This is a genomic window from Virgibacillus sp. DJP39 (assembly GCF_049310925.1).
GTDB lineage: Bacteria > Bacillota > Bacilli > Bacillales > Amphibacillaceae > Virgibacillus_F.
This window is the reverse complement of the sequence record NZ_JBMERP010000064.1, coordinates 1-21,346: the sequence shown is the minus strand read 5'-3', so window position 1 is coordinate 21,346 and position 21,346 is coordinate 1. Positions and strand designations below refer to the sequence as shown.

Sequence of the window (21,346 nt, the reverse complement as noted above, 5' to 3'; positions counted from 1 at the left end):
ATAGTTGGGAATAATTATACTAATATAGAAGCACTTAAACAAATATACACAAACAAAGGTATTACTTTTATAGTAACTTGGAACAAGTTGTATAAAAGGCATTTATTTAATGATATAAGATTTGAAGAAGGTAGAATTCATGAAGATGAATTTATGGCTCATAGGATACTTCACAAAGGCTTAAGGGTGACATATTTACCCATAGTTTTATACTTTTATCTCCAAAGAGACAGTGGAATTATTGGATCTGGATTCAGTCTAAAAAAACTGGACGCTGTGTATGCTTGCAAAGATAGGGTTACATTTTTTAAAGAAATTAAGCATTTAAAATTACGACAAAAAGCAGAATACAATTATGTTGTGATTTTATTTTCATATTACATTAAAGTTAAAAAGGAATGTTATAACTACAATTTTGAAATAAAAAAGTTAAGGAAGGATTTTTGGAAATCAATCTGTTCACTTTTGATAAATCCATATTTTAATTTAAAAGAAAAAACATTATGGGTCATGTTTTTAATTCATCCAACTTTATTTGAATTTTATGCTAGTAATAACTTTTACAACAATCAAGTAAAAGAATGACTAAGTTTATTTTGTAATTAAACCATTAGAGAGGAAAAAAAATGATAAAATTAAAAAAAGGCTTGGAAAAAATAAATAATATAATACCAAAAGGATCGAATATTTTTTACTTTGATTATCCAGTATACGATAACGTTGGGGATATGCTGATATGGAAAGGTACTGAACGATTTTTTAAAGAATGTAACATTCATGTAAGAAAAAGGTATAGTTATCATTTAGTCAATTACAAACTTGAGTCTGGGGATATGCTTGAAATACCCAAAGATACGGTTATTGTTTGTCAAGGTGGTGGAAACTTTGGAGACTTATATCCCATCCATCAGAATTTAAGAAAATTACTTACAAAAAATTATCCCGATCATCGAATTGTGATACTTCCGCAGTCTATATTTTATGAGGATACGGAAAATATACAAAAAGACTTTGAATTATTTTCTGAACATCGAGATTTCCATTTATTTTTAAGAGATAGTAAAAGTTTCGTACTTGCCAGCAAATTTATTGATAAAGTTTATCTTTGTTCAGATATGGCTCATGCTTTATATCCTATTAGATCAAGAGGCAAGGGAAAGTTAAATACATTATATTTACTAAGGAAAGATAAGGAGATGGTCGAGAGCTATCACAATAATACTGACTTTCAGAGATTGCATGAATTTGATTGGGCAATTATTTAATAAACAAGATTGGAGAATAGTGAGTTTCTTTGGTAAGGCCCACAATTCATTTCGATTAAATAAGTACTTACCGCCTAATCTATTAGCAGGTATTTGGGCAATTTATACAAGTCATTTAATTAAAAAAGCAGTAAGATTATTTAGTAAGTATGAAACTGTTATTACTTCACGTTTGCATGGGCACCTTTTAGCTTGTTTGATGGATAAAAACAACAAAATAATTGATAATTCTTACGGTAAAAATTCTAACTATTTTAAATGTTGGACAGAATCAACAGCGAATACTAGTTTATTAGAAGAACAAAGTACTGTAGACTTAAACAAGGAAGGGTAAAAATGTTTGCAAAGTCAGAAGCTGATAAACAATTTCTTGAATCTCTAGCCGTAAAAAAAGACAAATTCATTTAATGTATCCAAAATTACAATGTAAAGGTGATAGAGTAGGCAGAATTGTAGATAAAATAGATATTTCCAGACTGAAGAAAAGAAGTCTGCATGGATTAGAAATAATTGGATTATCTGCATAATTTGACCTTTCTAAATGGAAGAAGTAGAGATACCATCAAGAAAAAAATCAGAGTATGAAATGAATTATCAGCTTAAAAAATATGCAAAAGGTGTGACAAAATTGAGAGAAACAATTAAAAAGTTACTTCCCTTCTTCAACAAAGGTGAAAAGAAAAAGTTATTACTTTTATTCTTTATGATGATCATAGCAGCCTTATTCGAAACGATAGGGATAGGGCTAATTGTTCCCTTTGTAGGCATTGTAACAAACCCCAGTATTATTCAGGACCAGGCCGTTTTATCGTATATATACGAGTTATTTAACTTTCAATCAACAGAGTCGTTTATCATATTCTCGGTTTTATTGTTACTAACAATATTTGTATTAAAAAATCTATACCTACTTCTTTTTAACTACGCACAATTTAGAGTAATCTTAAATCAACAGGTTAAGTTATCAAGGGATTTATTTAAAGAATATTTAACAAAACCATACACCTTCCATTTACAACGAAATACTGCAGAATTATTACGCAATGTAAATGAAGAAGTATCTAGGGTTTTCCAAGGGATTGTCATGTCGGGCTTTCAATTATTTACGGAAATCCTTGTTATTATGTGTATTTTAGTATTGTTATTAATGACGGCGCCAATAGCAACAATAGTAGCTTCTATCTTACTAGGTGGAAGTGTTTATTTATTTTTTACCTTTCTGCGTAAAAAAATTAGTTTATTAGGGAAAGAACAGCAAAAAGTAAGTGGAACAATGATTAAATGGGTCAATCAGGGATTAGGAGCAAGCAAGGAAGTTAAAGTTTCAGGAAAAGAAAGTTTCTTTATAAATTCATACACTGGTCAGAGCCAAATAAAGGCGAACAATAGCAGATATATGAAGATGTTAGAAGTTGTTCCACGTTTATTTATTGAGACGCTATTGGTATCCATTGTCCTTGTTACAATGTTGATTATAGTGTTTCAAGGAACTAGCACAACTCAGGTTGTGTCAACTATGGCATTATTTGCTATGGCCGCGTTTCGATTAATGCCGTCAATTACACGTGTGGTAGCGTTAATAACAACTATTCGATATAGTCAACCAGCATTGTCGGTAGTGTATGATGATTTGTTCATGGGTGAGGAAAAATCGACAAATGTAAGAAAAGATTATGTATCGATTAACAAAGGGAAGAGAAAGTTTATTGATTCACTAAAACTAAATAATATTTCTTTTCGTTACCCAAATCAAAAGGACTGTTCTATAAAGGATATATCGTTAACTATACCGATAGGTCAATCAGTTGCATTTATAGGCGAATCTGGGGCCGGAAAAACAACCCTTGTAGATATTATCCTTGGTCTGTTCCAGCCGGAAAGTGGTAGCGTTTTAGTAGATGGTAAAAACTTATATGAACAAAAATCAGTATGGCAACAAAAAATAGGTTATATCCCGCAATCTATATTTCTATCAGACGATTCCATCCGTGGTAATGTGGCATTTGGGATAAATAGTGAACAAATTAATGACACCGAGATATGGAGAGCATTAGATCAGGCTCAATTGAAAGAGTTTGTTGAATTACTTCCTGATCAATTAGAAACATCAGTAGGAGAACGAGGAGTTCGACTTTCTGGGGGGCAGCGTCAACGGATAGGTATAGCTCGTGCGTTGTATAATAATCCGGAAATCCTGTTCATGGATGAAGCAACATCTGCGTTAGACAATGAAACAGAAAAAGAAATAATGAAGGCTATTGATAGTTTGAAAGGTGAAAAGACATTGATCATTATAGCGCATAGGCTAAGTACGATTGAAAACTGTGATATTGTATTTAAAATTAATAACGGTAGATTAATAGCAACGGATAATAAATTGGAAAGGTCGATTATGTAATAGAAAAAGTAATGCTATTTAAGGAAGGTGGATTATACTGACTAACCGCAATCAATAAATTGATATGATTAATGGGATTGTGATTTTATTAGTTGTTGCAGTACATTGAAATATACCTGAAAGTGCAACCAATTATTTACAGTATTTTTGGATGCCTTTGTTCTTTGTCCTTAGCGGTTATATGTTTAATACAAATAAATATATCTCGAATTTTTCGCTTATATTTAGAAAACGTTTTTGGAGCCTACTAATTCCATATTTTTGCTTGTGCAATTTCTTATGTATACTGGGCAATTCCAAGAGGAGTTTGTATGGTATGACCCATTACTTGGAATATTAAATGGCAACATAGAAACTTTGCAGAATTACCTATTTGGTTCCTAGTTTGTGCGTTTTGTGCACAAATAATATTTGTATCAACTCAAAAGTACTTAGTCAAGAAAAGGTTTAGATTGCAAATGATTATGTATCTGGCATTTAAAATAGGTGGTTTCACGTTAACAAAATTAATTTATTTACCTTCGGGCTTTGATATAGCACTCGTTGCACAACTATTTCTGTTCTTAGGTAACAAATATAGAGAGAATGAATTCTTAGAGGTATTAAAGCCCATAAATTTCTTGACTTTATCTTTAGTATTGGTCTTCAATATATCAATTATCTTAAATACTCCTGTAAGTATGGAATTGAGGGAATATGGAAATATATTTTTGTTTTATCTTTGAGCAAGTACTAGTAGTTTATTATCTCTATATTTTATTAGATTGCTAAAACCATTTTCAATTATGGTAAATGTTTTAGCTACATTGGGAGAGAATCACTATCCGTCCTTCTTTTTCATGCAGGAGTTTCATTTATTTTTATTAGTTATATCAATCAATACATGTTTAAATCAATTGAATTTAACTGGGGTTATATACTTAGTGGGTGGAGTACTGATCTCTTTATTTATAGGAAGGATATTAAAGAAAGTTCCTTTTTTAAACTTGCTAGTTAATAGCAAACGACCAATAGTAAGAGAAAATAGTGAGAAGCTAAAATTGCCAGCCTAATTGGAGGTCCTTGAGTGTTGAATTGGCCCGTAACTACTTTTAGGGGGTCTTTAAATTGTGCTTGCGTATAAGGGACTTATATGGTATTGTTCTTTATAAAGAACTTAGTTTAATTAGATCATTCTTCCAATAAATAAAGAAATATGTAGGTGTGTAAACTAACTGTTCGTTATTAAGTTTATAATTATTATGGTTTTACACGGGAGTGATAGTAAGTAATGAGTGCTATAGTCGGTATATATAATAGTAATAACGAACCTATATCTATTGAACACGGAATTGGCATGATGAACGCACTTCAGAAGTTCCCTGCAGATGATGCTCAGATATGGCAACAAGGGAATATCTTTCTAGGCTGCCATGCACAATGGATTACGCCAGAGTCTGTAGGAGAGCCACTACCTTATTATGATAATGAAAGACAGTTAGCTATTACAGCTGATGCCATTATTGATAATCGTGAGGAGTTATTTAATAGATTGCAAGTTAACCAAGAAAAAAGAAAAGGTATGCCAGATAGTCAATTGATCCTGCTTGCTTACCAAAAGTGGGGTGAGGAGTCACCTAAGCATTTAGTGGGTGATTTCGCTTTCATGATATGGGATGCCAAGAAAAAGATGCTATTTGGAGCAACTGACTTTTCAGGAAGCAGAACCTTGTATTATTACAATGAAAACAATAAATTTTCCTTTTGTACAACAATACAGCCACTATTTTCACTTCCGTATATAAATAAAGAATTAAATGAACATTGGATTGCAGAATTTCTCGCAATACCCGATATGATCAACACCGTTGATCCATCTTCAACTGTTTACAAAAATATTGAGCAGTTAGCTAGCTCACATACGATATCTGTTTCTGAGGGTAATGTAAAACTTTCAAGATACAGCAGTTTATCTACTGAAAACAAATTGATTCTAAAATCAGATGCAGAATATGAGGAAGCTTTCATAGATGTTTTTGGAAATGCAGTAAATGACAATTTACGAACACACCATAGCGTAGGAGCGCAATTAAGTGGAGGATTAGATTCCGGAACTGTAGTTGGTTTTGCAGCTAAAACACTCAAAAAGGATAATAAGCGTCTGCATACATACAGTTATGTGCCGGTAGAAGGTTTTGTTGATTGGACCCCTAAAAGTAAAGTAGCTGATGAGAGTCCATTTATTCAATCAACGATAAATTATGTAGGGAATATAAACAGTAATTATCTGAGTTTCTCAGAGAAAAATCCTTTTTCAGAAATTGATAATTGGTTAGAGGTATTTGAAATGCCATACAAATTCTTTGAAAACTCTTATTGGTTATCAGGAATATATGAAGCTGCAAGAGAACAAGGAATTGGTATACTTCTAAACGGGGCTAGGGGAAATTATACTATTTCTTGGGGATCAACATTGGATTATTATACAAAACTATTTAAAAATTTTCAGTGGATAAAACTAAACAAAGAGATAAAAAAATATATTCATGTTAAAGGAACAGGGAGGAAATCGGTATTATCGATCATAGGAAAAAAGAGCTTTCCCTCCCTAACCAATACTAACTCGAAGTATGTAATGCCTATTATAATTAATCAGGAATTCGCAAGAAAGACGAATGTATTTGAACGTATACGTAGCTTTGGTATTGATGAAACATGGTCAACTTTACCGTCTGCATACGAATTAAGACACAATCAATTTCAAAAGCTTTTTTATTGGGGGAAAGGTGTAAGTGCTACAAAGTTATCCTTATACAACTCATTATGGAATCGGGATCCAACAAATGATTTGCGAGTTGTGCGATTTTGCTTATCTATACCCGATTCGCAGTATGTTCAGAATGGTATGGATAGATCTTTAGTCCGGAGATCCACCAAAAACTTATTACCAGATAACATAAGATTAAATCATCGTTATAAAGGTGCTCAAGGTGTTGATGGTATAAAGAGAATGATTCCTTATTGGTCAGAAATCATCAAAGAAATAGATGAAATTACGAGTAACTCAATAATGGAGGAATACATAAATATGGACGTAATCAAAACAGCATTACTAAAAATAAAAGAAAACCCGCAGTCAGAACTTATTTTAGACCCGGAGTTTAAAATATTAATGCGATGCTTGATTTTGTACAGATTCATGAAACAGAATTTTAAGGAGGTGATATGATGAAAAAGGAATGGAAAAAACCATTTTTAGAAGAGCTTGATGTTAGTTTGACAATGGCCGGTCCTGGATTACGTTATCCTGATGAAATTCAAACGGATCCTGATGAAGATGTACATTACAGTTAACAGGTAAAGTACTTATTTTGATTTAGTATGAATGATGTGCCCTTTTACTTATAGTAAGGGGGCAAACTTTAAGAAAAAATTTATTCATCACGACAATAGATTTTTCTATACCGATTGTATTCATTTTAAGTTCATGTTAAGTTCATGGCAATTTGACTATATACTTCTTTATTATCTATTTCTTTAAAGGTAAGTCTTTGAACGTTTAAGAAACGTTTAATTCTTTATAATGAACAGCGTGAAATAAATGTGTAAGGAGGCTCTAATGAGCGCAATAGTAGGTATTAATCACTTAAACAAAGAAATTATTCCAACAGAACACACCACAAACATAATGAAATCATTGCAACATTATCCTGCTGACGCTATAGATATTTGGACTAAAGAAAATATCTTCCTCGGTTGCCATGCCCAATGTATCACTCCAGAATCGATTAATGAACAGGTACCTTACTACGATTATGAAAGACAGGTAGCTATAACGGTGGATGCAATCATTGATAACCGTGATGAGTTATTTAATAGGTTACAAGTTGACCGTGAACAAAGAAAAATCATGCCTGACAGCCAATTAATTTTACTGGCTTATTATAAATGGGGAGAAGAAGTTCCAAAACATTTGAATGGTGATTTCGCTTTTATGATATGGGATGAGAAAAAAAAGAAATTATTCGGAGCTAGAGATTTTTCTGGTGCCCGCACACTTTATTTTTTTCGGGACCAAAACAGGTTTGCTTTTTCTACAACAATAGAACCGTTATTCACCTTGCCATATGTAGAAAAACGACTAAATGAAGAATGGTTAGCTGAATTCCTGGCAATTCCAACAATGGTTGAAGCAGTTGATATGTTTTCAACGGCTTATAAGTCCATCCAACAAGTTCCACCTTCTCATAGTATAACAGTTGTGGATAGTAAGGTTTCACTTAACAGATATTGTACGATCGAAGTTAATGAAAAGATTAAGCTTAAGTCAAACGAGGAATATGAAGAAGCATTTCGAGATGTTTTTCAAAAGGCAGTTAAGGTGAGGATGCGTACTCACGGTGAAGTGGGTTCACACTTGAGTGGCGGTTTAGATTCTGGGTCTGTAGTAAGTTTTGCCGCACCAGAGCTGAGAAAGGAAAATAAACTCTTACATACCTTTAGCTACGTACCAGAAGAATCTTTTACCGACTGGACACCTAATTACTATGTTGCTGATGAGACTTCCTATATAAAGGAAACTGTAAATCATGTGGGCAATATTTCAGATAATTACTTAAGTTTTGATGGTAAAAGTCCTTTTTCAGAAATAGATGATTTCCTTGAAATAATGGAGATGCCTTATAAGTTCTTTGAAAACTCATTTTGGTTGAAAGGAATAAATGAGGAAGCACAGAAAAAAGGGATAAAAGTTATGTTAAATGGTGCAAGAGGAAACCATTCTGTTTCATGGGGATCAATGACGCTAACATATGACTTTTATGCAAGCTTATTTAAAAGGTTAAAGTGGATTAAACTTACAAGGGAGTTAGATTCTTATTGTAAAAACTTTAGTACAGGAAAGAAAGTATTGTTTCCATTTGTTGCTAAAAGAGCATCTTATTTGGGAACTAAAAAAACGGAAATACAAAATCGTTTTCCTGAATTAATTAACCCTTCACTTGCAGAGAAAACGAACGTTTACAAAAAGCTCGAAGATTATGGGCTTAATACAGATAATGGAGTAATTAATAATCTATCAAGATACAGAGAGAATTACTATAAGCAACTATATGGGTGGAATAAGAGTGGGGTTGCCTCAACAAAATTATCCTTGCGTTATTCAATGTGGGATCGTGATCCGACAAACGATATAAATATTATCCGATTTTGTTTAGCACTACCAGAAGAACAATACACCACAGAAGGTATGAGCAGATCAATAATAAGACGTGCTGTTAAAGGTCGACTACCAGATCAAGTCAGACTAAATCAAAGCCATCGTGGTATACAAGGTGCAGACGTAATCCAACGTATGACTTCTGAATGGAGCGATTTTATCACTGAATTGGAGAAGGTCGCTACAGACCCTATAGTAAATCAATATATAAACGGAAAGATAATTAAGGATTCACTGATAAAGATGGGTAATGAACCAAGACCAGATCTAATTCTTACTGACGATTTTAAAATATTAACCCGTAGTATAGTTTTCTCACGCTTTTTAAAAAAAATAGTGGGAAAAGGAGGTGATAACGATGAAAAAGGTTTGGAATAAGCCAATGCTTGAAATTCTGGATGTTAGCATGACTATGAACGGGCCAGGTAATGCAAATCCTGATTGCTTTGATGTCTCAGATGGACTGGATGAAACACATGATGGGCAGTCAAATGCTAGTTGTTTGGGGAGTTAGAAAATAGTACTTAGCCTAACTAGTACTTAATTTGGCCCTTATATTTTTAAGAGAAAATATAAGGGCAACTTTTTAATATAGGGGAGAGGCATGTTCCGATGGCAGAAACTGTAAAAAGAACTAGGTATGGAGCTTTTGGATTAAGTTTTATTAGTGATTTCCATTTACCAGAACTATCTTTAATAGACCCTGAATTACAATTGACAGACATTGTTATTACTAACAGGAATTTATTAGATCTATGGTCTGAGCTATCCGAAGCCAACAGGCATTTTGTTGTAAAAAAAGACTTTGTCATGTTCTCAATCCCTGGAACTGCCATTTTTCTAATCCAAAATGGAAACAAAATCTTAGTTTCTCCTTTTAATGATGCTCACGATGACCAAATCCGGCTCTACATCCTTGGAACATGTATGGGTGCATTATTAATGCAACGAAAAGTCCTTCCCTTGCATGGCAGTGCGATAGCGATAGATGGTAAGGCATATGCAATAGTAGGTGACTCCGGCGCAGGAAAATCTACACTTGCTTCTGCATTTTTAAACAGGGGATATCAACTTTTAAGTGATGATGTAATTCCTGTTTCATTGGATGATAAAAATGTTCCAAATGTAACGCCAGCATACCCGCAACAGAAACTCTGGATTGAAAGCTTAAATGAATTTGGGATTAATTCAGACAAACTTCGGCCAATTATCGATCGAGAGACAAAATTTGGTGTGCCTGTTCATGATCAATTTGCAACCGATCCAATGCCTCTTGCTGGTGTGTTTGAACTTGTCAAAACGGATAACGATGAAATTGGAATTAACTCGATAAATAACCTTGAACGACTGCACACTTTGTTTAACCATACATACCGCAATTTCCTCATAGCTCGTTTAGGTTTAATGGAATGGCATTTTTCTATTTCTACGAGTGCTGTCAACAAGATTAATTTCTATCAACTGCAACGACCAATAGAACGGTTTACAGCTCATAATTTGGTGGATTTAATGTTAACTAAACTCTGCAAAGGAGAGAAAATCACATGACCAAAAATAAAATTATACAGACAGATCAGTTGATTAGCCAAAAAACAGGAAACATCGTAAGTGACATGGATGGAGAGAAGGTAATGCTTAGTATTCAAAATGGAAAATACTATAACCTGGGAGAAATGGGTGGAGAAATATGGGAGCTCATTCAAGAACCTATTTCGGCGAATGATTTAGTAGATTCTTTACTAGATAGTTATGAAGTAGAGCAGAACGAGTGCAAGGAACAAGTTGAGTCTTTCTTAAGTATGTTACTGGATGAAGACTTAATTAAAGTGGAGTAAATCCCAACTATTAGAAGGGAAAAGGCGGACCCTATGAATAAGATAAAGACCTTTTTATTGTTAAATAGAAAAATAAAAATGTTGCTTTTTGAAGCTTTTATATACTTAGCAATGGCACGTTTGTTAAAAGCCTTACCTTTTTCAAAGCTAGCTCCATCGTTAGGTGAAAGAATGGGAGAGACATCCTTTACTGTTAGTTCAGAGCAAATTGGACTGTTAAAGAAAATTTCCCACGCTATCCATATTGTCAGCCCATATACTTTCTGGGAAAGCCAATGTCTAGTAAAAGCTATTGCTGGGCAGAAGATGTTAAAGCGCAGAAATATTGACAGTACACTTTACTTAGGAACTGCTAAGGATGAAGATGGATTACTTATTGCACATTCCTGGTTACGGAGTGGATCTTACTATGTATCTGGTTCAGAGGGGATGGAAAACTTTACTGTTGTGGCAAAATTTGCAAAGGAAGCTCGAAATAAAAAAGTAGAAGGTGAAAACTATGGTTCGCACACTTAATCTGGAACGTATCCCTAAAGAATTAGTCTTGATCCTTGAATTACTGAAAGAGGGAAATGAAACCTACATAAAAAAACATCAGACAGCATTATGTAATGCTATTGATTGGGATATATTTATTGAACAAGTGATGCACCATCGTGTTTATCCAATACTTTATTCTAAGATAAAACAACTGGATAAAAATCTGGTTCCACCGCGAATTTTAGCGTTGTTAAAACAGCAATACAAGCGGAATACATTTCAAATGCTCCACTTAAGCGCGGAAATGGAGATTGTAAGTAGATCTTTTGCCGGTAATGATATAAAGCTTTTATTTTTAAAGGGGCCAGTCCTTGCTCATGAGCTGTATGGAGATGTATCACTTCGTACATCGAGTGACTTAGATGTGTTAATTCCAATAGGTGATCTAAAAAAGGCTGAACAAATTCTAGTTGAACAGGGTTACCAAAAAGATGATTATATTCAAACAGTGTTAAATGACTGGAAATGGCGGCACCATCATGTCACCTATTTACATCCGGAAAAAAATATTAAGCTAGAAGTACATTGGAGACTTAATCCAGGTCCAAGCAAAGATCCAGCGTTTAACGTGTTGTGGGAAAGGAAAGCGAAAAGCTCGCTTACTAGTTATCCTGTCTATCTATTAGGGAAAGAAGATTTATTTTTATTTCTGACTTCACATGGTGCCCGTCATGGATGGTCACGGCTGCGTTGGTTAATGGATATACACCAGCTGCTTAATCAGGATATAGATTGGGTTAGAACTCAGAGGCTTTTAGATAAATATAATTTTCTTCAAGTAGGGGGTCAGAGCATAGTCCTGGTGTCTCAATTATTTAAAAATAGAAGGATATCGGATGAAGTTGAAAGTCTACTAGTAAGTAGTAAATCCAGAAAACTTGCTCAACAAGCTATATTCTATCTCGAATCAATGGTTAATTTACATACGGATCCTGTACCTGATGAGGTTGCACGCTATCATAAACATCATTTATTTTCATTAATGTCAGTTCAACAGAAGTTTTTCTTCATTATAAGCTTTTTGTTTCCATATCCTGAGGATGCTAAGACACTGCCATTGCCAAAACAATTTCATTTTCTTTATTTTCCATTACGGCCTTTTTTATGGGTCTGGAGAAAATCAAGGAAGCATGCTTTACCCTAGGGGGAAGAACAAATGAATAATGTCTTTTACTTCTTAAAACAAATACACGCATACTCTGGAAAGATTCTTTATATAAATCTCTTTTCTATGATTGCTATTGGATTAATGGAGGGAATTGGTATTATCCTACTGGTTCCTTTGATCAGCATGAGTGGAATTGTTGACATGAATGCTGATCAGATTCCACTATTAGGAATGTTTGACTTCCTTGAGTCTATTCCAAGGTCATTCAGTCTACCATTTATTTTGGGTCTATTTGTTTTAGTCGTTGTTGGTCAGAATTTGGTTAACCGGCAGTTAACTGTTAAAAATGCCATCATCCAGCACGGTTTTCTTAGACATATGAGGTTAGAGACATACGGTTCTTTATTAAATGCTAACTGGAATTTCTTCATTAAACAGAGAAAATCTGATCTTATCAATGTATTAACTGCAGAGATCGCTCGAGCCAGTGCAGGCACACATTCCTTTTTACAATTCGCTGCTTCACTGGTGTTTACACTGATTCAGATAGGTTTAGCTTTTTTACTTTCGCCAAATATAACTATTTTTGTCTTACTTTGTGGTCTGGTACTTGTCTTTTTCAATCGGAAATTTCTAAAAAGATCCCTGTCATTAGGCCAACGTAATTACGAGTTAGGGAGGAATTATCTTGGTGGAATAACTGATCAGGTGAATGGGATCAAGGATATAAAGAGTAATACATTGGAAGGCTCTAGAATGGATTGGTTTAGATCGATTACAAATGAGATGCAGAATGAACAAGTGGAATATACAAGAATGAAAACGACTTCTCAATTATATTATAAAATTGCGTCTGCCGTATTGATTGCAGGCTTTATTTATATTGCTGTGACGATGTTTAATGCCCAAGCAGGACAATTAATGTTGGTCATTATTATTTTCTCGAGGCTATGGCCCCGAGTTGCTGGAATTCAGGCTTCAATGGAGCAAATAGCCACTATGTTACCAGCTTTTAAAGCAGTTAAGTCGTTACAATATGAGTGCAGAACTGCCAGGGAAGTTGGGATAGGAATCGATCAGAAAATTGATCCTTTGAAGGTAAAACACAGTCTTCAATGTAACCGTGTTTATTTTCGATACAATAAAAACGAATCTAGTTATGCCCTAAAGGATATAAATCTTGTCATTCCCTCCAATCAAATGACCGCATTTGTAGGGAGGTCTGGAGCAGGTAAAAGCACGTTAATTGATTTATTAATGGGCCTTAATCAACCTGAGAAAGGGCAAGTATTAATTGATGGGGTTCCGCTTACTGGTGAAAATTTACTGTCGTTAAGACGTGCCATTAGTTATGTCCCTCAGGATCCATTCCTGTTTAATACAAGTATCAGAGAAAATCTTGTGTTGGTTGAACCAAACGCAAGTGAGGAACAAATCTGGCAGGCCCTAACTTTTTCATCAGCTGCGGAATTTGTAAGCAAACTTCCTGATGGGATTGACTCACTGATTGGTGACCGTGGAATTAAGTTATCTGGTGGTGAACGTCAACGTCTTGTATTGGCACGCGCAATCCTGCGCAACCCTTCTATTCTTGTGTTGGACGAAGCAACTAGTGCTCTTGATACGGAAAATGAAGCTAGAATTCAAGAAGCACTGGAACGTTTAAAAGGAAAGATGACGATTATTGTTATTGCTCACCGTTTATCAACCATACGCAATGCGGATCAAGTCGTCGTGTTAGATGAAGGTGAAGTAATCCAAAAAGGCGGGTTCAATCAGCTTGCTGAAGAAAAGAAAAGTATGTTTAGCCACCTGTTGCGAAATCAACTGGAGGCTACGCGGTAAAACATAGTGAGTGTTTTTTTACTAAAAGGAGAGCGATTTGCATTGAGGAAAATAGGAGGAAGAATTTTGATAGTTCTTTTGGTCGCAATGGTTCTTCTTGCAGTCTATACATTCTGGGACAATAATCGCATAACTGTTGCAGAAGAAGAGATAATGATAGATGATCTGCCCAAACAACTGGAAGGTTTTTCGATCCTACAAATAACCGACCTCCATGAAAAACAATTTGGTAAAAATCAAAGGAGATTGATTGATGCAATTAATTCTGTTGAATATGACGCTATTGTCTTCACAGGAGACATGCTGGATGGAATTAAGAGCAAAAATCATCAATCTTTTTACGCAATTATTGAGGGGATTAGTAACAAGGAAAATGCATGGTATGTCCCTGGTAATGCTGATCCTGAAAGCTATCGTGTTACTAAGGGTGTTGAAAAAAGTCAGTTTGTACAGGGCATAGAAGAAAGAGGTGTTTCTTTTTTGGAAACATTTGACACAATTGAAATTGATGGTGTAAGCCTGAGCTTTGTCAGCTTTGAGTTATCAATAGGTAATGTGGGAAGGACGAACGGAATAACCAGGCCATCGTATTCTATGGCTAAACCGTATCTGGATTACCAAAAACAACTGCTGAGTGAGTTCGATGAAATGAAGGACTCCGATGTTCTAATTGCACTAAATCATTACCCTGTAATTGACAATCGTTTTGATTACATAGCAAATGCAAAAGACTTGAAACTAAGAGATTATGATTTACTGATTGCAGGGCATTATCATGGAGGACAGATTCGTCTCCCGTACGCAGGTGCGTTATTTGTACCAGAGGCTTGGTATACAAATGGTGGAGTATTTCCACCCAAGGATCGAGTGAAAGGACTATGGGAATATAAAGGTATTCAACAATACGTCAGTACGGGATTAGGAAGCAGTGATGCAATTTCCTTTATGAAATTCCGTTTATTTAATCCTCCACAAATTAATTTAATCAAATTAAAAAAAATGGATAAAAACAGAACATTAGTTCCTGTCTATCAAATGATATGGTATACTAGTAAAAAAGTAAAAATTGGGTGAGACTATGAGATTAATTTTAGCTGAAAAACCATCTGTTGCAAAAAACATTGCAGATGCATTAAAAATCAAGAATAAGCGCGACGGTTATTTTGAAGGAGAAGGGTATATTATTACTTGGGCTTTTGGTCACCTTCTTCAATTATTTGACGCAAAAGACTACGACAGTAAGATGGCTAGATGGAAGATGGACAATTTTCCATTCATACCGGATGAATTTAAGTACAAAGTGAAAACAGACCCTCGCAATAGGGATAAAGCTGATGGTGGAGCGAGAAAACAGTTGAAGATTATTCAATCTTTAATGAGAAGACCGGATGTCGAGTCAATTGTTTCTGCTTGTGATTATGATCGTGAAGGACAAGTTATTGGTGACAGTATTATTAACAATCTAAAACCCAATAAACCCGTTTTCAGATTGTTAATCAATGAGTGGACGCCGGATGAAGTCCGTAAAGGGATCGAACAAATGAAGCCAAATGAAGCGATGCAGCCACTTCAGGATGCCGGGATTAGCAGACAGTGGGCTGATTGGGTTATAGGGATTAATTTAACTTCTGCAGCAACGTTGAAATATCAAAAAGGCAGTGGGAAGGCTTTGAATATAGGAAGAGTTTTGCTACCGACATTAAAAATCATTTATGATCGGGATAAAGAAATAGAAAAGTTTGTCCCAGAAGACTACTACAAGCTGACTGCAACATTCCAAACAGAAGATAACCTGGTTTATCAAGGTACATATATGGAAGGTAAGAAGGAAAAATTTAAAGAGAAGAAATCTTTAGAGTTACTTCATGAACAACTCGCTAATCAGTCAGCAACCATTATTGATAAACAGGTTGAGAAAAAGAAAGAGTTTCCACCTTTTTTGTTCAATTTGTCTAATCTACAGGGATATATTACAAGTAAATATAATGGTTGGACTTCCGATAAGGTACTAAAGGTTGCGCAATCACTTTATGAAAAAAAATTCATTACATATCCCCGTACGGCTAGTACTGCATTGGATGACAGTTTAGTAGGTAAAGCAGCGAATGTATTAAAGACACTCTCAGAAGGTTTACCTTACCAAGATGAAATTAAATTCATAAAGTCAAAACGTGTATTTAACAGTGCGAAAGTTGAAAGTCATAGTGCGATTATTCCTACATATATGAAACCATCCCGACTAACTGCAGACCAGCAATTGGTTTATACTGCCATTAAAAATCGGTTTATTATGCAGTTCATGCCGATTGCGATCTATGAAGAAACAAAGTTACAGACAAAGGTTGCAAGCATGGAAGGAAAAGGATTATTTCATTCTAAAGGTAAAGTACAACTGGTTGAGGGGTGGAAAAAGGTTGAAAGCACCCAATCTAAGGATACACTTTTACCAATTGTGCAAAAAAATGATAGTGTTACTGTCAAAGATTCCGAAGTTTCAACCCATGTCACAAAACCACCGAAAAGCCATACAGAAAGAACCCTGCTTCGCGTAATGGAAACATGCGGAAAAAGTGTTAAAGAAGAAGACGTGGAAGAAATTATGGGTGGAGTGTTAACGGGATTTAGTATAGGAACGGCAGCCACTAGAGCAGAAACCATGAAGAAGCTTAAGGATGTAGGCTATATCACTGCAGAAAATAAGAATTTAATATGTACAGCACTTGGAACAAAATTAGTAGAAACATTTCCAGTAAGTGAGTTATTTGATTTGGAGTTCACGGGACGATTGGAAAAAACGCTATCAGATATTGAAAAAAGCTCTGTAACTAAGGATGAGTTTTTACGCGTGGTATTTGATTTTACACGTAAATCTGTAGAAACTATTAGAGTGGATGAAGCAGGGATTATTAACGAAATTGCTTCAACAAAAATTTCTGTAGAACCCCTTGGAAAATGTCCTCAATGTGAAGGGATGATTATTGAGGGAAGAAAAGGATTTGGTTGTACCAATTGGAAGAGCGGCTGCAAATTTGTCATTTGGAAAAATGACAAATACCTGGCAACGATGAAAAAGAAACCCACAAAAACCATGGTAAAGTCTTTGTTAAGCAGCGGAAATGCATTTGTAAAGGGCCTGGCAAGTAAAAAAGGGAACAAGTTTGATGCCTATTTGCGATATGAGAAGAATCCAGCGAATGATTATTTTAGCTGGAAAATGGAGTTTAAAAAGTAGATTTGTCGAGATTAAATGTACAAACTACTTGTAAATGGAAATGGTTAATAGGATAATAGTACTAGTTAAGATTAAATTAAATTAAATTAAATTAAATTAAATCAGATTAAATTAGATTAGATTAGACGGGAATAGATTATTAAAATCATATTCTTAAATTCCATATGTTATAAAAAATAAGGGCAAATTCACTGAAAAGTGGACTGCGCAAAGCTAAGGGGCTAAGTTCTTAATAAGAATATGCTAGCCAGTTACCGATTCCAGAAAGAAGGACGCTTCGGTAACGATTAGTCTTTATTTTTTTGGGGAGAAGGTGTTTTGCTTGTCTGCCGGGTTAAATAAATTTGAAAAATTTAAACGAACATTATATTTATGGATTCTTCCCATAATTCTACTTGCACTAATTTCTGAGCTTGTATTCTGGAACCAGGATCCATTCAATCTGGTTGTATTACCAATTTTAATTGGCTGGTTTCTAATAACATGGTTGTTTTTATATGTAAATGTTTATTTAAGGTTTGTGGAAATTGCTAATTTGATTTTAATTAGCATTTTACATCTTTCAAAATCCTATGAGGTAATTCACGTTAAGATGGCATTAAATAATGCAATTACAACTGGTGATGCGTCATTATGGACACCACTTTTATATGTGTATATTTTTATTACATTAAGAAATGCAAAAGGCGCCACTTACTCCATTATTCTTTGGTCTTTAACATTAATAATGGTTATCATGAATTGGAGTAACATCCCTTATGCTGGACATGCATCTCTTGTTCAATATCAATTCGCAATACTGGTTTATATCATCTTTTTATTTTTTGCCAGACATATTATACGTGCCTTTACGGAATCAGAGTTGTTAGAGAAAATAGCATATCAGGACACGTTAACAGGAATCGGCAACAGAACGATGGTCTACAAATGGCTGGATCAATACTTAATGAATAAGGAACCGGTAGATCATGGATTTTCTGTAATCTTCTTTGATTTAGATCATTTTAAAAGAATAAATGATAGATATGGACATATAACTGGAGATGCAATTTTAAAAGATGTCACCTTGCTAGTCCTTAAAAATCTGTCAAAAAATGATAATTTTGGACGTTGGGGAGGAGAGGAGTTCATCATCATATGTCAGCAGCGAACGAAGGAAGAGGCAGTTGCACTAGCCGAGCTATTGAGGTTAACAATTGAGGGTCATCTGTTTGATGAAGTTGGGCAAGCTACTTCAAGTTTTGGTGTAGAGTCAGTAATACAAGGTGATACTGCTGAATCGCTAATCAATCGGGTTGATGGAGCTTTATATAAAGCTAAGCAAGAGGGAAGAAATATGGTGAAGAGTGTTTAGATTTTAATATAGGTTTGTAAAAACAGTCAAGATGGAGTTCGTAAAATGGGCTCTTTTTTTGCGGTGAAGAACTTTTCTTTCGCATAAGTGCATCTAAGATTTCTACGATTAAAGCTTGGCGATAAGCCGAGTTCTTTATTGATCGAATGTGGTTTACTTTAGGTCTTTTCATGGATACCTTGCTGTATTGTTGATACTATTGAGTAATTAATTTAGTTTAGCAAGTATTGAAAGGAATAGATTTAAATGCTAAAAGCATATTCATGGTTGACGTTTTGTATTGTCATGTGGGGAAGCAATTTTATTTTCGGGAAAATTTTAGTGCAGGATTTCTCTCCAAATATGCTAACGATGTTAAGATTGGTAGTTGTTGTGTTGTTGTTAGTCGGTATTTCTTTTTATAGGAAAGGTTTTAAACGAGTGGACAGAGATTCTTGGTTTCCGCTACTTTGCCTTGGTGTGGTTGGTGTGTTTATCAATCAGTGGTCTTTTTTTTATGGATTACAAACAGCTGACACAACTATCTCGGCATTAATCTTAGCGATTGCTCCTATTTTAACGGGCTTTTTAGCTGGTGTTTTTTTAAAAGAGAGTATAACGCTACGTATGATAATGGGGTCGATTGTTGCAATAATTGGAATTTATATTGTAGTAACAAAAGGAAGATTCACCTCTATTTATGTTAATGAGGGACTGCTATGGATAGTTCTGACAATGATTTCTTTTGCTGTTATGATTATTATTACCAGAGTACTTTCTAGGCGAATTGATCCGCTGACAATGGCTTTATATTCCTATATTATTGGATTAGCAGTTTCCATTCCCTTTGCTTTTACGTTAGATAATCCGATAAGAATTAGTGCGGATAGTGGGGATTGGGTTTTCTTAATCGGGACCACTATTGCTGTTCATGGTATTGCCACATTAATTTGGAATGAAAACATTCGTTACGTGGATGCATCTAAGGCATCTATGCTTTCAAATTTAGAACCTTTTGTAGCGATGATTGTTGGAGTGGTACTGTTATTTAAACCAATTACGTTTGTTGAAATTATTGGATCACTGGTAATAGTAAGTGGTGTTATTCTATCAACCTACCAGCGCAGAAAGTACTATATAGGCACTGTATCAAATAAATAAAGGATTAGTAGAGTATTCCATACCACCTTGGATTAATTAAAACCATTGTTTAGCTATGAGCCTTTTTTGATCTAGTTCTCTTAAACCAAAATCTCGTTCAATACTGCTTTCTGTATTGAAAATCATTGTATTGCGTAGCTTTCTATCTTAGTGTAGGCAGAATACGAAGACTCCAGCGGGAACAGCACGCGTCCGAAGACCCCGGAAGAAGTGTTCTTTGCTTCTGAGGAGGCTGAGGCCGTGCCCGCGGAAAGCGAAGTATTCTGCCGGAACGGCGTTAAAAAGTTTTCACTACGTCACAGTTTATAAATTTAGTTTTCAAAACAACAATCTTTTAGAAAAAAGCCTCAACTAACATTTACACCAATTCGTTAAGTTGGATCTTTTGTATTTTCCCACTTGGAGTCTTAGGAAGTTCATCCATGAATGTGACTTCTTTTGGACAGTGATCTTCATCAATTTTACCTTTGACAAAATCAAACAAGTCTTTTTTTGTTAGTTGAGTATTTCCGTGCAATACAACAATTGCATGAAGGATTTCTCCAAGATTTTTATGTGGTGCAAGTATGATTGCTACTTCGTGGACAGCCGGGTGTTCTTTGAAGACGCCTTCTAACTCAATCGTTGAAATTGCATGCTCATCATTCAAACTTATATCTTTTTTTCGTTCTACAATAGTTACGTGGCCTGCTGCATCTATTGTACCCTTGTCACCTGTGCGTAACCAACCATCATTTATTTCATCACTACCTGATTGTTCTTCTAAAACTCCTGGCCCTTTAACAATTATTTCACCGATTTCAATTCCATCCTGCTTTACATCCTTACCCTGATCATTTACTACACGAACTGTTGTACTTACCATTTCAAAGCCCACCTTTATTGGATAAAAAAATCAATTTATTTTAATAGTTATCAAAATTATATCATATATTTGTAAGCGTTTTAACAGAAAAATAATTCTAGTCATACTAATGTAAGTTTGTATCGTTACGGTACATGCTATTTTGATGGTAGACTTAAGAAAAAGGAGTGATTTTACTATGGGTAAATTATCAGGAAAAACAGCAGTAGTAACCGGTGCTAGTAGTGGAATTGGGGCTGCAGTCGCAGAGCATTTGGCTTCAGAAGGTGCAAATGTCGTACTAGCCGCTAGGCGTCAGGAGAAGTTGGAAGCTGTCGTGTCAAAAATTAACGGAAAAGCATTAGCAGTGGTGACAGATATGACAAAAAAATCAGATGTTGATGCGTTGGCACAAAGAGCAATTGAGAAATTCGGCCAGATTGACATCTATGTCAACAATGCTGGAGCTGTTCTTGGTTCTCGAATACAAGACGGTGAAACAGATAACTGGGATCAAATGATTGACGTAAATATTAAAGGAGTATTATATGGCATTAATTCTGCACTACCAGGAATGTTGGAACGTTC

At 34.9% G+C, this 21,346-nt stretch carries 20 protein-coding genes and 1 riboswitch; of the genes, 19 read left to right on the top strand and 1 reads right to left on the bottom strand.

Translation table 11 applies throughout. From position 1 onward, the window contains the following. From ACOI1D_RS16415 to ACOI1D_RS16330, 18 genes are all read left to right on the top strand, one after another. Positions 1 to 585: hypothetical protein (locus ACOI1D_RS16415; protein ID WP_422502692.1), on the top strand; the 585-nt coding region annotated here is incomplete at its 5' end. A gap of 41 nt (positions 586 to 626) precedes the next feature. Next, positions 627 to 1,265 carry a polysaccharide pyruvyl transferase family protein gene (locus ACOI1D_RS16410; RefSeq protein ID WP_422502691.1) on the top strand — a complete coding sequence of 213 codons (639 nt, stop codon included), beginning with the start codon at positions 627 to 629 and terminating at the stop codon, positions 1,263 to 1,265. Beyond that, positions 1,246 to 1,599, top strand: a complete 354-nt coding sequence (locus tag ACOI1D_RS16405; protein WP_422502690.1) for a hypothetical protein — start codon at positions 1,246 to 1,248, stop codon at positions 1,597 to 1,599. The genes ACOI1D_RS16410 and ACOI1D_RS16405 overlap by 20 nt, the downstream gene beginning before the upstream one ends. A 207-nt stretch (positions 1,600 to 1,806) precedes the next feature. Beyond that, positions 1,807 to 3,663: an ABC transporter ATP-binding protein gene (locus ACOI1D_RS16400; protein WP_422502689.1), complete on the top strand. Its 1,857-nt coding sequence runs from the start codon at positions 1,807 to 1,809 to the stop codon at positions 3,661 to 3,663. A gap of 112 nt (positions 3,664 to 3,775) precedes the next feature. Beyond that, positions 3,776 to 4,003, top strand: a complete 228-nt coding sequence (locus ACOI1D_RS16395; protein WP_422502694.1) for an acyltransferase family protein — start codon at positions 3,776 to 3,778, stop codon at positions 4,001 to 4,003. 930 nt (positions 4,004 to 4,933) lie between these two features. Then, entirely contained in the window at positions 4,934 to 6,871 is a 1,938-nt protein-coding gene (locus ACOI1D_RS16390) for an asparagine synthase-related protein (protein WP_422502687.1), read from the top strand. Continuing rightward, the gene (locus ACOI1D_RS16385) at positions 6,871 to 6,996 is read left to right on the top strand and encodes a paeninodin family lasso peptide (protein WP_422502685.1); all 126 of its coding nucleotides are present in this window, start codon (positions 6,871 to 6,873) and stop codon (positions 6,994 to 6,996) included. Before ACOI1D_RS16390 ends, ACOI1D_RS16385 begins: the two co-directional genes overlap by 1 nt. A gap of 265 nt (positions 6,997 to 7,261) precedes the next feature. Further along, positions 7,262 to 9,238, top strand: a complete 1,977-nt coding sequence (locus ACOI1D_RS16380) for an asparagine synthase-related protein (RefSeq protein WP_422502683.1) — start codon at positions 7,262 to 7,264, stop codon at positions 9,236 to 9,238. After that, complete coding sequence (locus tag ACOI1D_RS16375) at positions 9,219 to 9,374, top strand: paeninodin family lasso peptide (RefSeq protein ID WP_422502682.1); 156 nt, start codon at positions 9,219 to 9,221, stop codon at positions 9,372 to 9,374. Before ACOI1D_RS16380 ends, ACOI1D_RS16375 begins: the two co-directional genes overlap by 20 nt. A 98-nt stretch (positions 9,375 to 9,472) precedes the next feature. Then, positions 9,473 to 10,408, top strand: a complete 936-nt coding sequence (locus ACOI1D_RS16370) for an HPr kinase/phosphorylase (protein WP_422502680.1) — start codon at positions 9,473 to 9,475, stop codon at positions 10,406 to 10,408. After that, positions 10,405 to 10,695: a lasso peptide biosynthesis PqqD family chaperone gene (locus ACOI1D_RS16365; protein ID WP_422502678.1), complete on the top strand. Its 291-nt coding sequence runs from the start codon at positions 10,405 to 10,407 to the stop codon at positions 10,693 to 10,695. The genes ACOI1D_RS16370 and ACOI1D_RS16365 overlap by 4 nt, the downstream gene beginning before the upstream one ends. A 33-nt stretch (positions 10,696 to 10,728) precedes the next feature. After that, positions 10,729 to 11,211 (top strand): lasso peptide biosynthesis B2 protein, encoded by a 483-nt coding sequence (locus ACOI1D_RS16360; RefSeq protein WP_422502676.1) that lies wholly within the window; start codon positions 10,729 to 10,731, stop codon positions 11,209 to 11,211. Beyond that, positions 11,195 to 12,379 carry a nucleotidyltransferase domain-containing protein gene (locus ACOI1D_RS16355; RefSeq protein ID WP_422502674.1) on the top strand — a complete coding sequence of 395 codons (1,185 nt, stop codon included), beginning with the start codon at positions 11,195 to 11,197 and terminating at the stop codon, positions 12,377 to 12,379. Before ACOI1D_RS16360 ends, ACOI1D_RS16355 begins: the two co-directional genes overlap by 17 nt. A gap of 12 nt (positions 12,380 to 12,391) precedes the next feature. Further along, positions 12,392 to 14,188 carry an ABC transporter ATP-binding protein gene (locus ACOI1D_RS16350; RefSeq protein WP_422502672.1) on the top strand — a complete coding sequence of 599 codons (1,797 nt, stop codon included), beginning with the start codon at positions 12,392 to 12,394 and terminating at the stop codon, positions 14,186 to 14,188. A 66-nt stretch (positions 14,189 to 14,254) separates the two neighbouring features. After that, positions 14,255 to 15,262 carry a metallophosphoesterase gene (locus ACOI1D_RS16345; protein ID WP_422502671.1) on the top strand — a complete coding sequence of 336 codons (1,008 nt, stop codon included), beginning with the start codon at positions 14,255 to 14,257 and terminating at the stop codon, positions 15,260 to 15,262. 4 nt (positions 15,263 to 15,266) lie between these two features. Then, on the top strand, positions 15,267 to 17,420 hold the full coding sequence (locus tag ACOI1D_RS16340) for a DNA topoisomerase (protein ID WP_422502669.1): 2,154 nt from the start codon (positions 15,267 to 15,269) through the stop codon (positions 17,418 to 17,420). Between the two features lie 171 nt (positions 17,421 to 17,591). Further along, a riboswitch (cyclic di-GMP riboswitch) is annotated at positions 17,592 to 17,679 on the top strand. Positions 17,680 to 17,742: 63 nt separating this feature from the next. Continuing rightward, positions 17,743 to 18,774: a GGDEF domain-containing protein gene (locus ACOI1D_RS16335; RefSeq protein WP_422502667.1), complete on the top strand. Its 1,032-nt coding sequence runs from the start codon at positions 17,743 to 17,745 to the stop codon at positions 18,772 to 18,774. Between the two features lie 246 nt (positions 18,775 to 19,020). Continuing rightward, on the top strand, positions 19,021 to 19,914 hold the full coding sequence (locus ACOI1D_RS16330) for a DMT family transporter (protein WP_422502665.1): 894 nt from the start codon (positions 19,021 to 19,023) through the stop codon (positions 19,912 to 19,914). A gap of 358 nt (positions 19,915 to 20,272) precedes the next feature. Here ACOI1D_RS16330 and ACOI1D_RS16325 read toward each other — a convergent pair whose 3' ends face one another. Continuing rightward, positions 20,273 to 20,779, bottom strand: coding sequence for a class I adenylate-forming enzyme family protein (locus ACOI1D_RS16325; protein ID WP_422502663.1), 507 nt, complete (start codon positions 20,777 to 20,779; stop codon positions 20,273 to 20,275). A 178-nt stretch (positions 20,780 to 20,957) separates the two neighbouring features. Between ACOI1D_RS16325 and ACOI1D_RS16320 the strand changes: the two genes are divergently transcribed. Then, positions 20,958 to 21,346: SDR family oxidoreductase (locus tag ACOI1D_RS16320; protein ID WP_422502661.1), on the top strand; the 389-nt coding region annotated here is incomplete at its 3' end.

Excerpts from the sequence above, each read along its gene's own strand:
- ACOI1D_RS16410 (WP_422502691.1), top strand. The coding sequence starts at position 627 with ATGATAAAATTAAAAAAAGGCTTGGAAAAAATAAATAATATAATACCA.
- ACOI1D_RS16400 (WP_422502689.1), top strand. The coding sequence starts at position 1,807 with ATGGAAGAAGTAGAGATACCATCAAGAAAAAAATCAGAGTATGAAATG.
- ACOI1D_RS16390 (WP_422502687.1), top strand. The coding sequence starts at position 4,934 with ATGAGTGCTATAGTCGGTATATATAATAGTAATAACGAACCTATATCT.
- ACOI1D_RS16385 (WP_422502685.1), top strand. The coding sequence starts at position 6,871 with ATGAAAAAGGAATGGAAAAAACCATTTTTAGAAGAGCTTGATGTTAGT.
- ACOI1D_RS16380 (WP_422502683.1), top strand. The coding sequence starts at position 7,262 with ATGAGCGCAATAGTAGGTATTAATCACTTAAACAAAGAAATTATTCCA.
- ACOI1D_RS16375 (WP_422502682.1), top strand. The coding sequence starts at position 9,219 with ATGAAAAAGGTTTGGAATAAGCCAATGCTTGAAATTCTGGATGTTAGC.
- ACOI1D_RS16370 (WP_422502680.1), top strand. The coding sequence starts at position 9,473 with ATGGCAGAAACTGTAAAAAGAACTAGGTATGGAGCTTTTGGATTAAGT.
- ACOI1D_RS16365 (WP_422502678.1), top strand. The coding sequence starts at position 10,405 with ATGACCAAAAATAAAATTATACAGACAGATCAGTTGATTAGCCAAAAA.
- ACOI1D_RS16360 (WP_422502676.1), top strand. The coding sequence starts at position 10,729 with ATGAATAAGATAAAGACCTTTTTATTGTTAAATAGAAAAATAAAAATG.
- ACOI1D_RS16355 (WP_422502674.1), top strand. The coding sequence starts at position 11,195 with ATGGTTCGCACACTTAATCTGGAACGTATCCCTAAAGAATTAGTCTTG.
- ACOI1D_RS16350 (WP_422502672.1), top strand. The coding sequence starts at position 12,392 with ATGAATAATGTCTTTTACTTCTTAAAACAAATACACGCATACTCTGGA.
- ACOI1D_RS16340 (WP_422502669.1), top strand. The coding sequence starts at position 15,267 with ATGAGATTAATTTTAGCTGAAAAACCATCTGTTGCAAAAAACATTGCA.
- ACOI1D_RS16330 (WP_422502665.1), top strand. The coding sequence starts at position 19,021 with ATGCTAAAAGCATATTCATGGTTGACGTTTTGTATTGTCATGTGGGGA.
- ACOI1D_RS16325 (WP_422502663.1), bottom strand. The coding sequence starts at position 20,779 with ATGGTAAGTACAACAGTTCGTGTAGTAAATGATCAGGGTAAGGATGTA.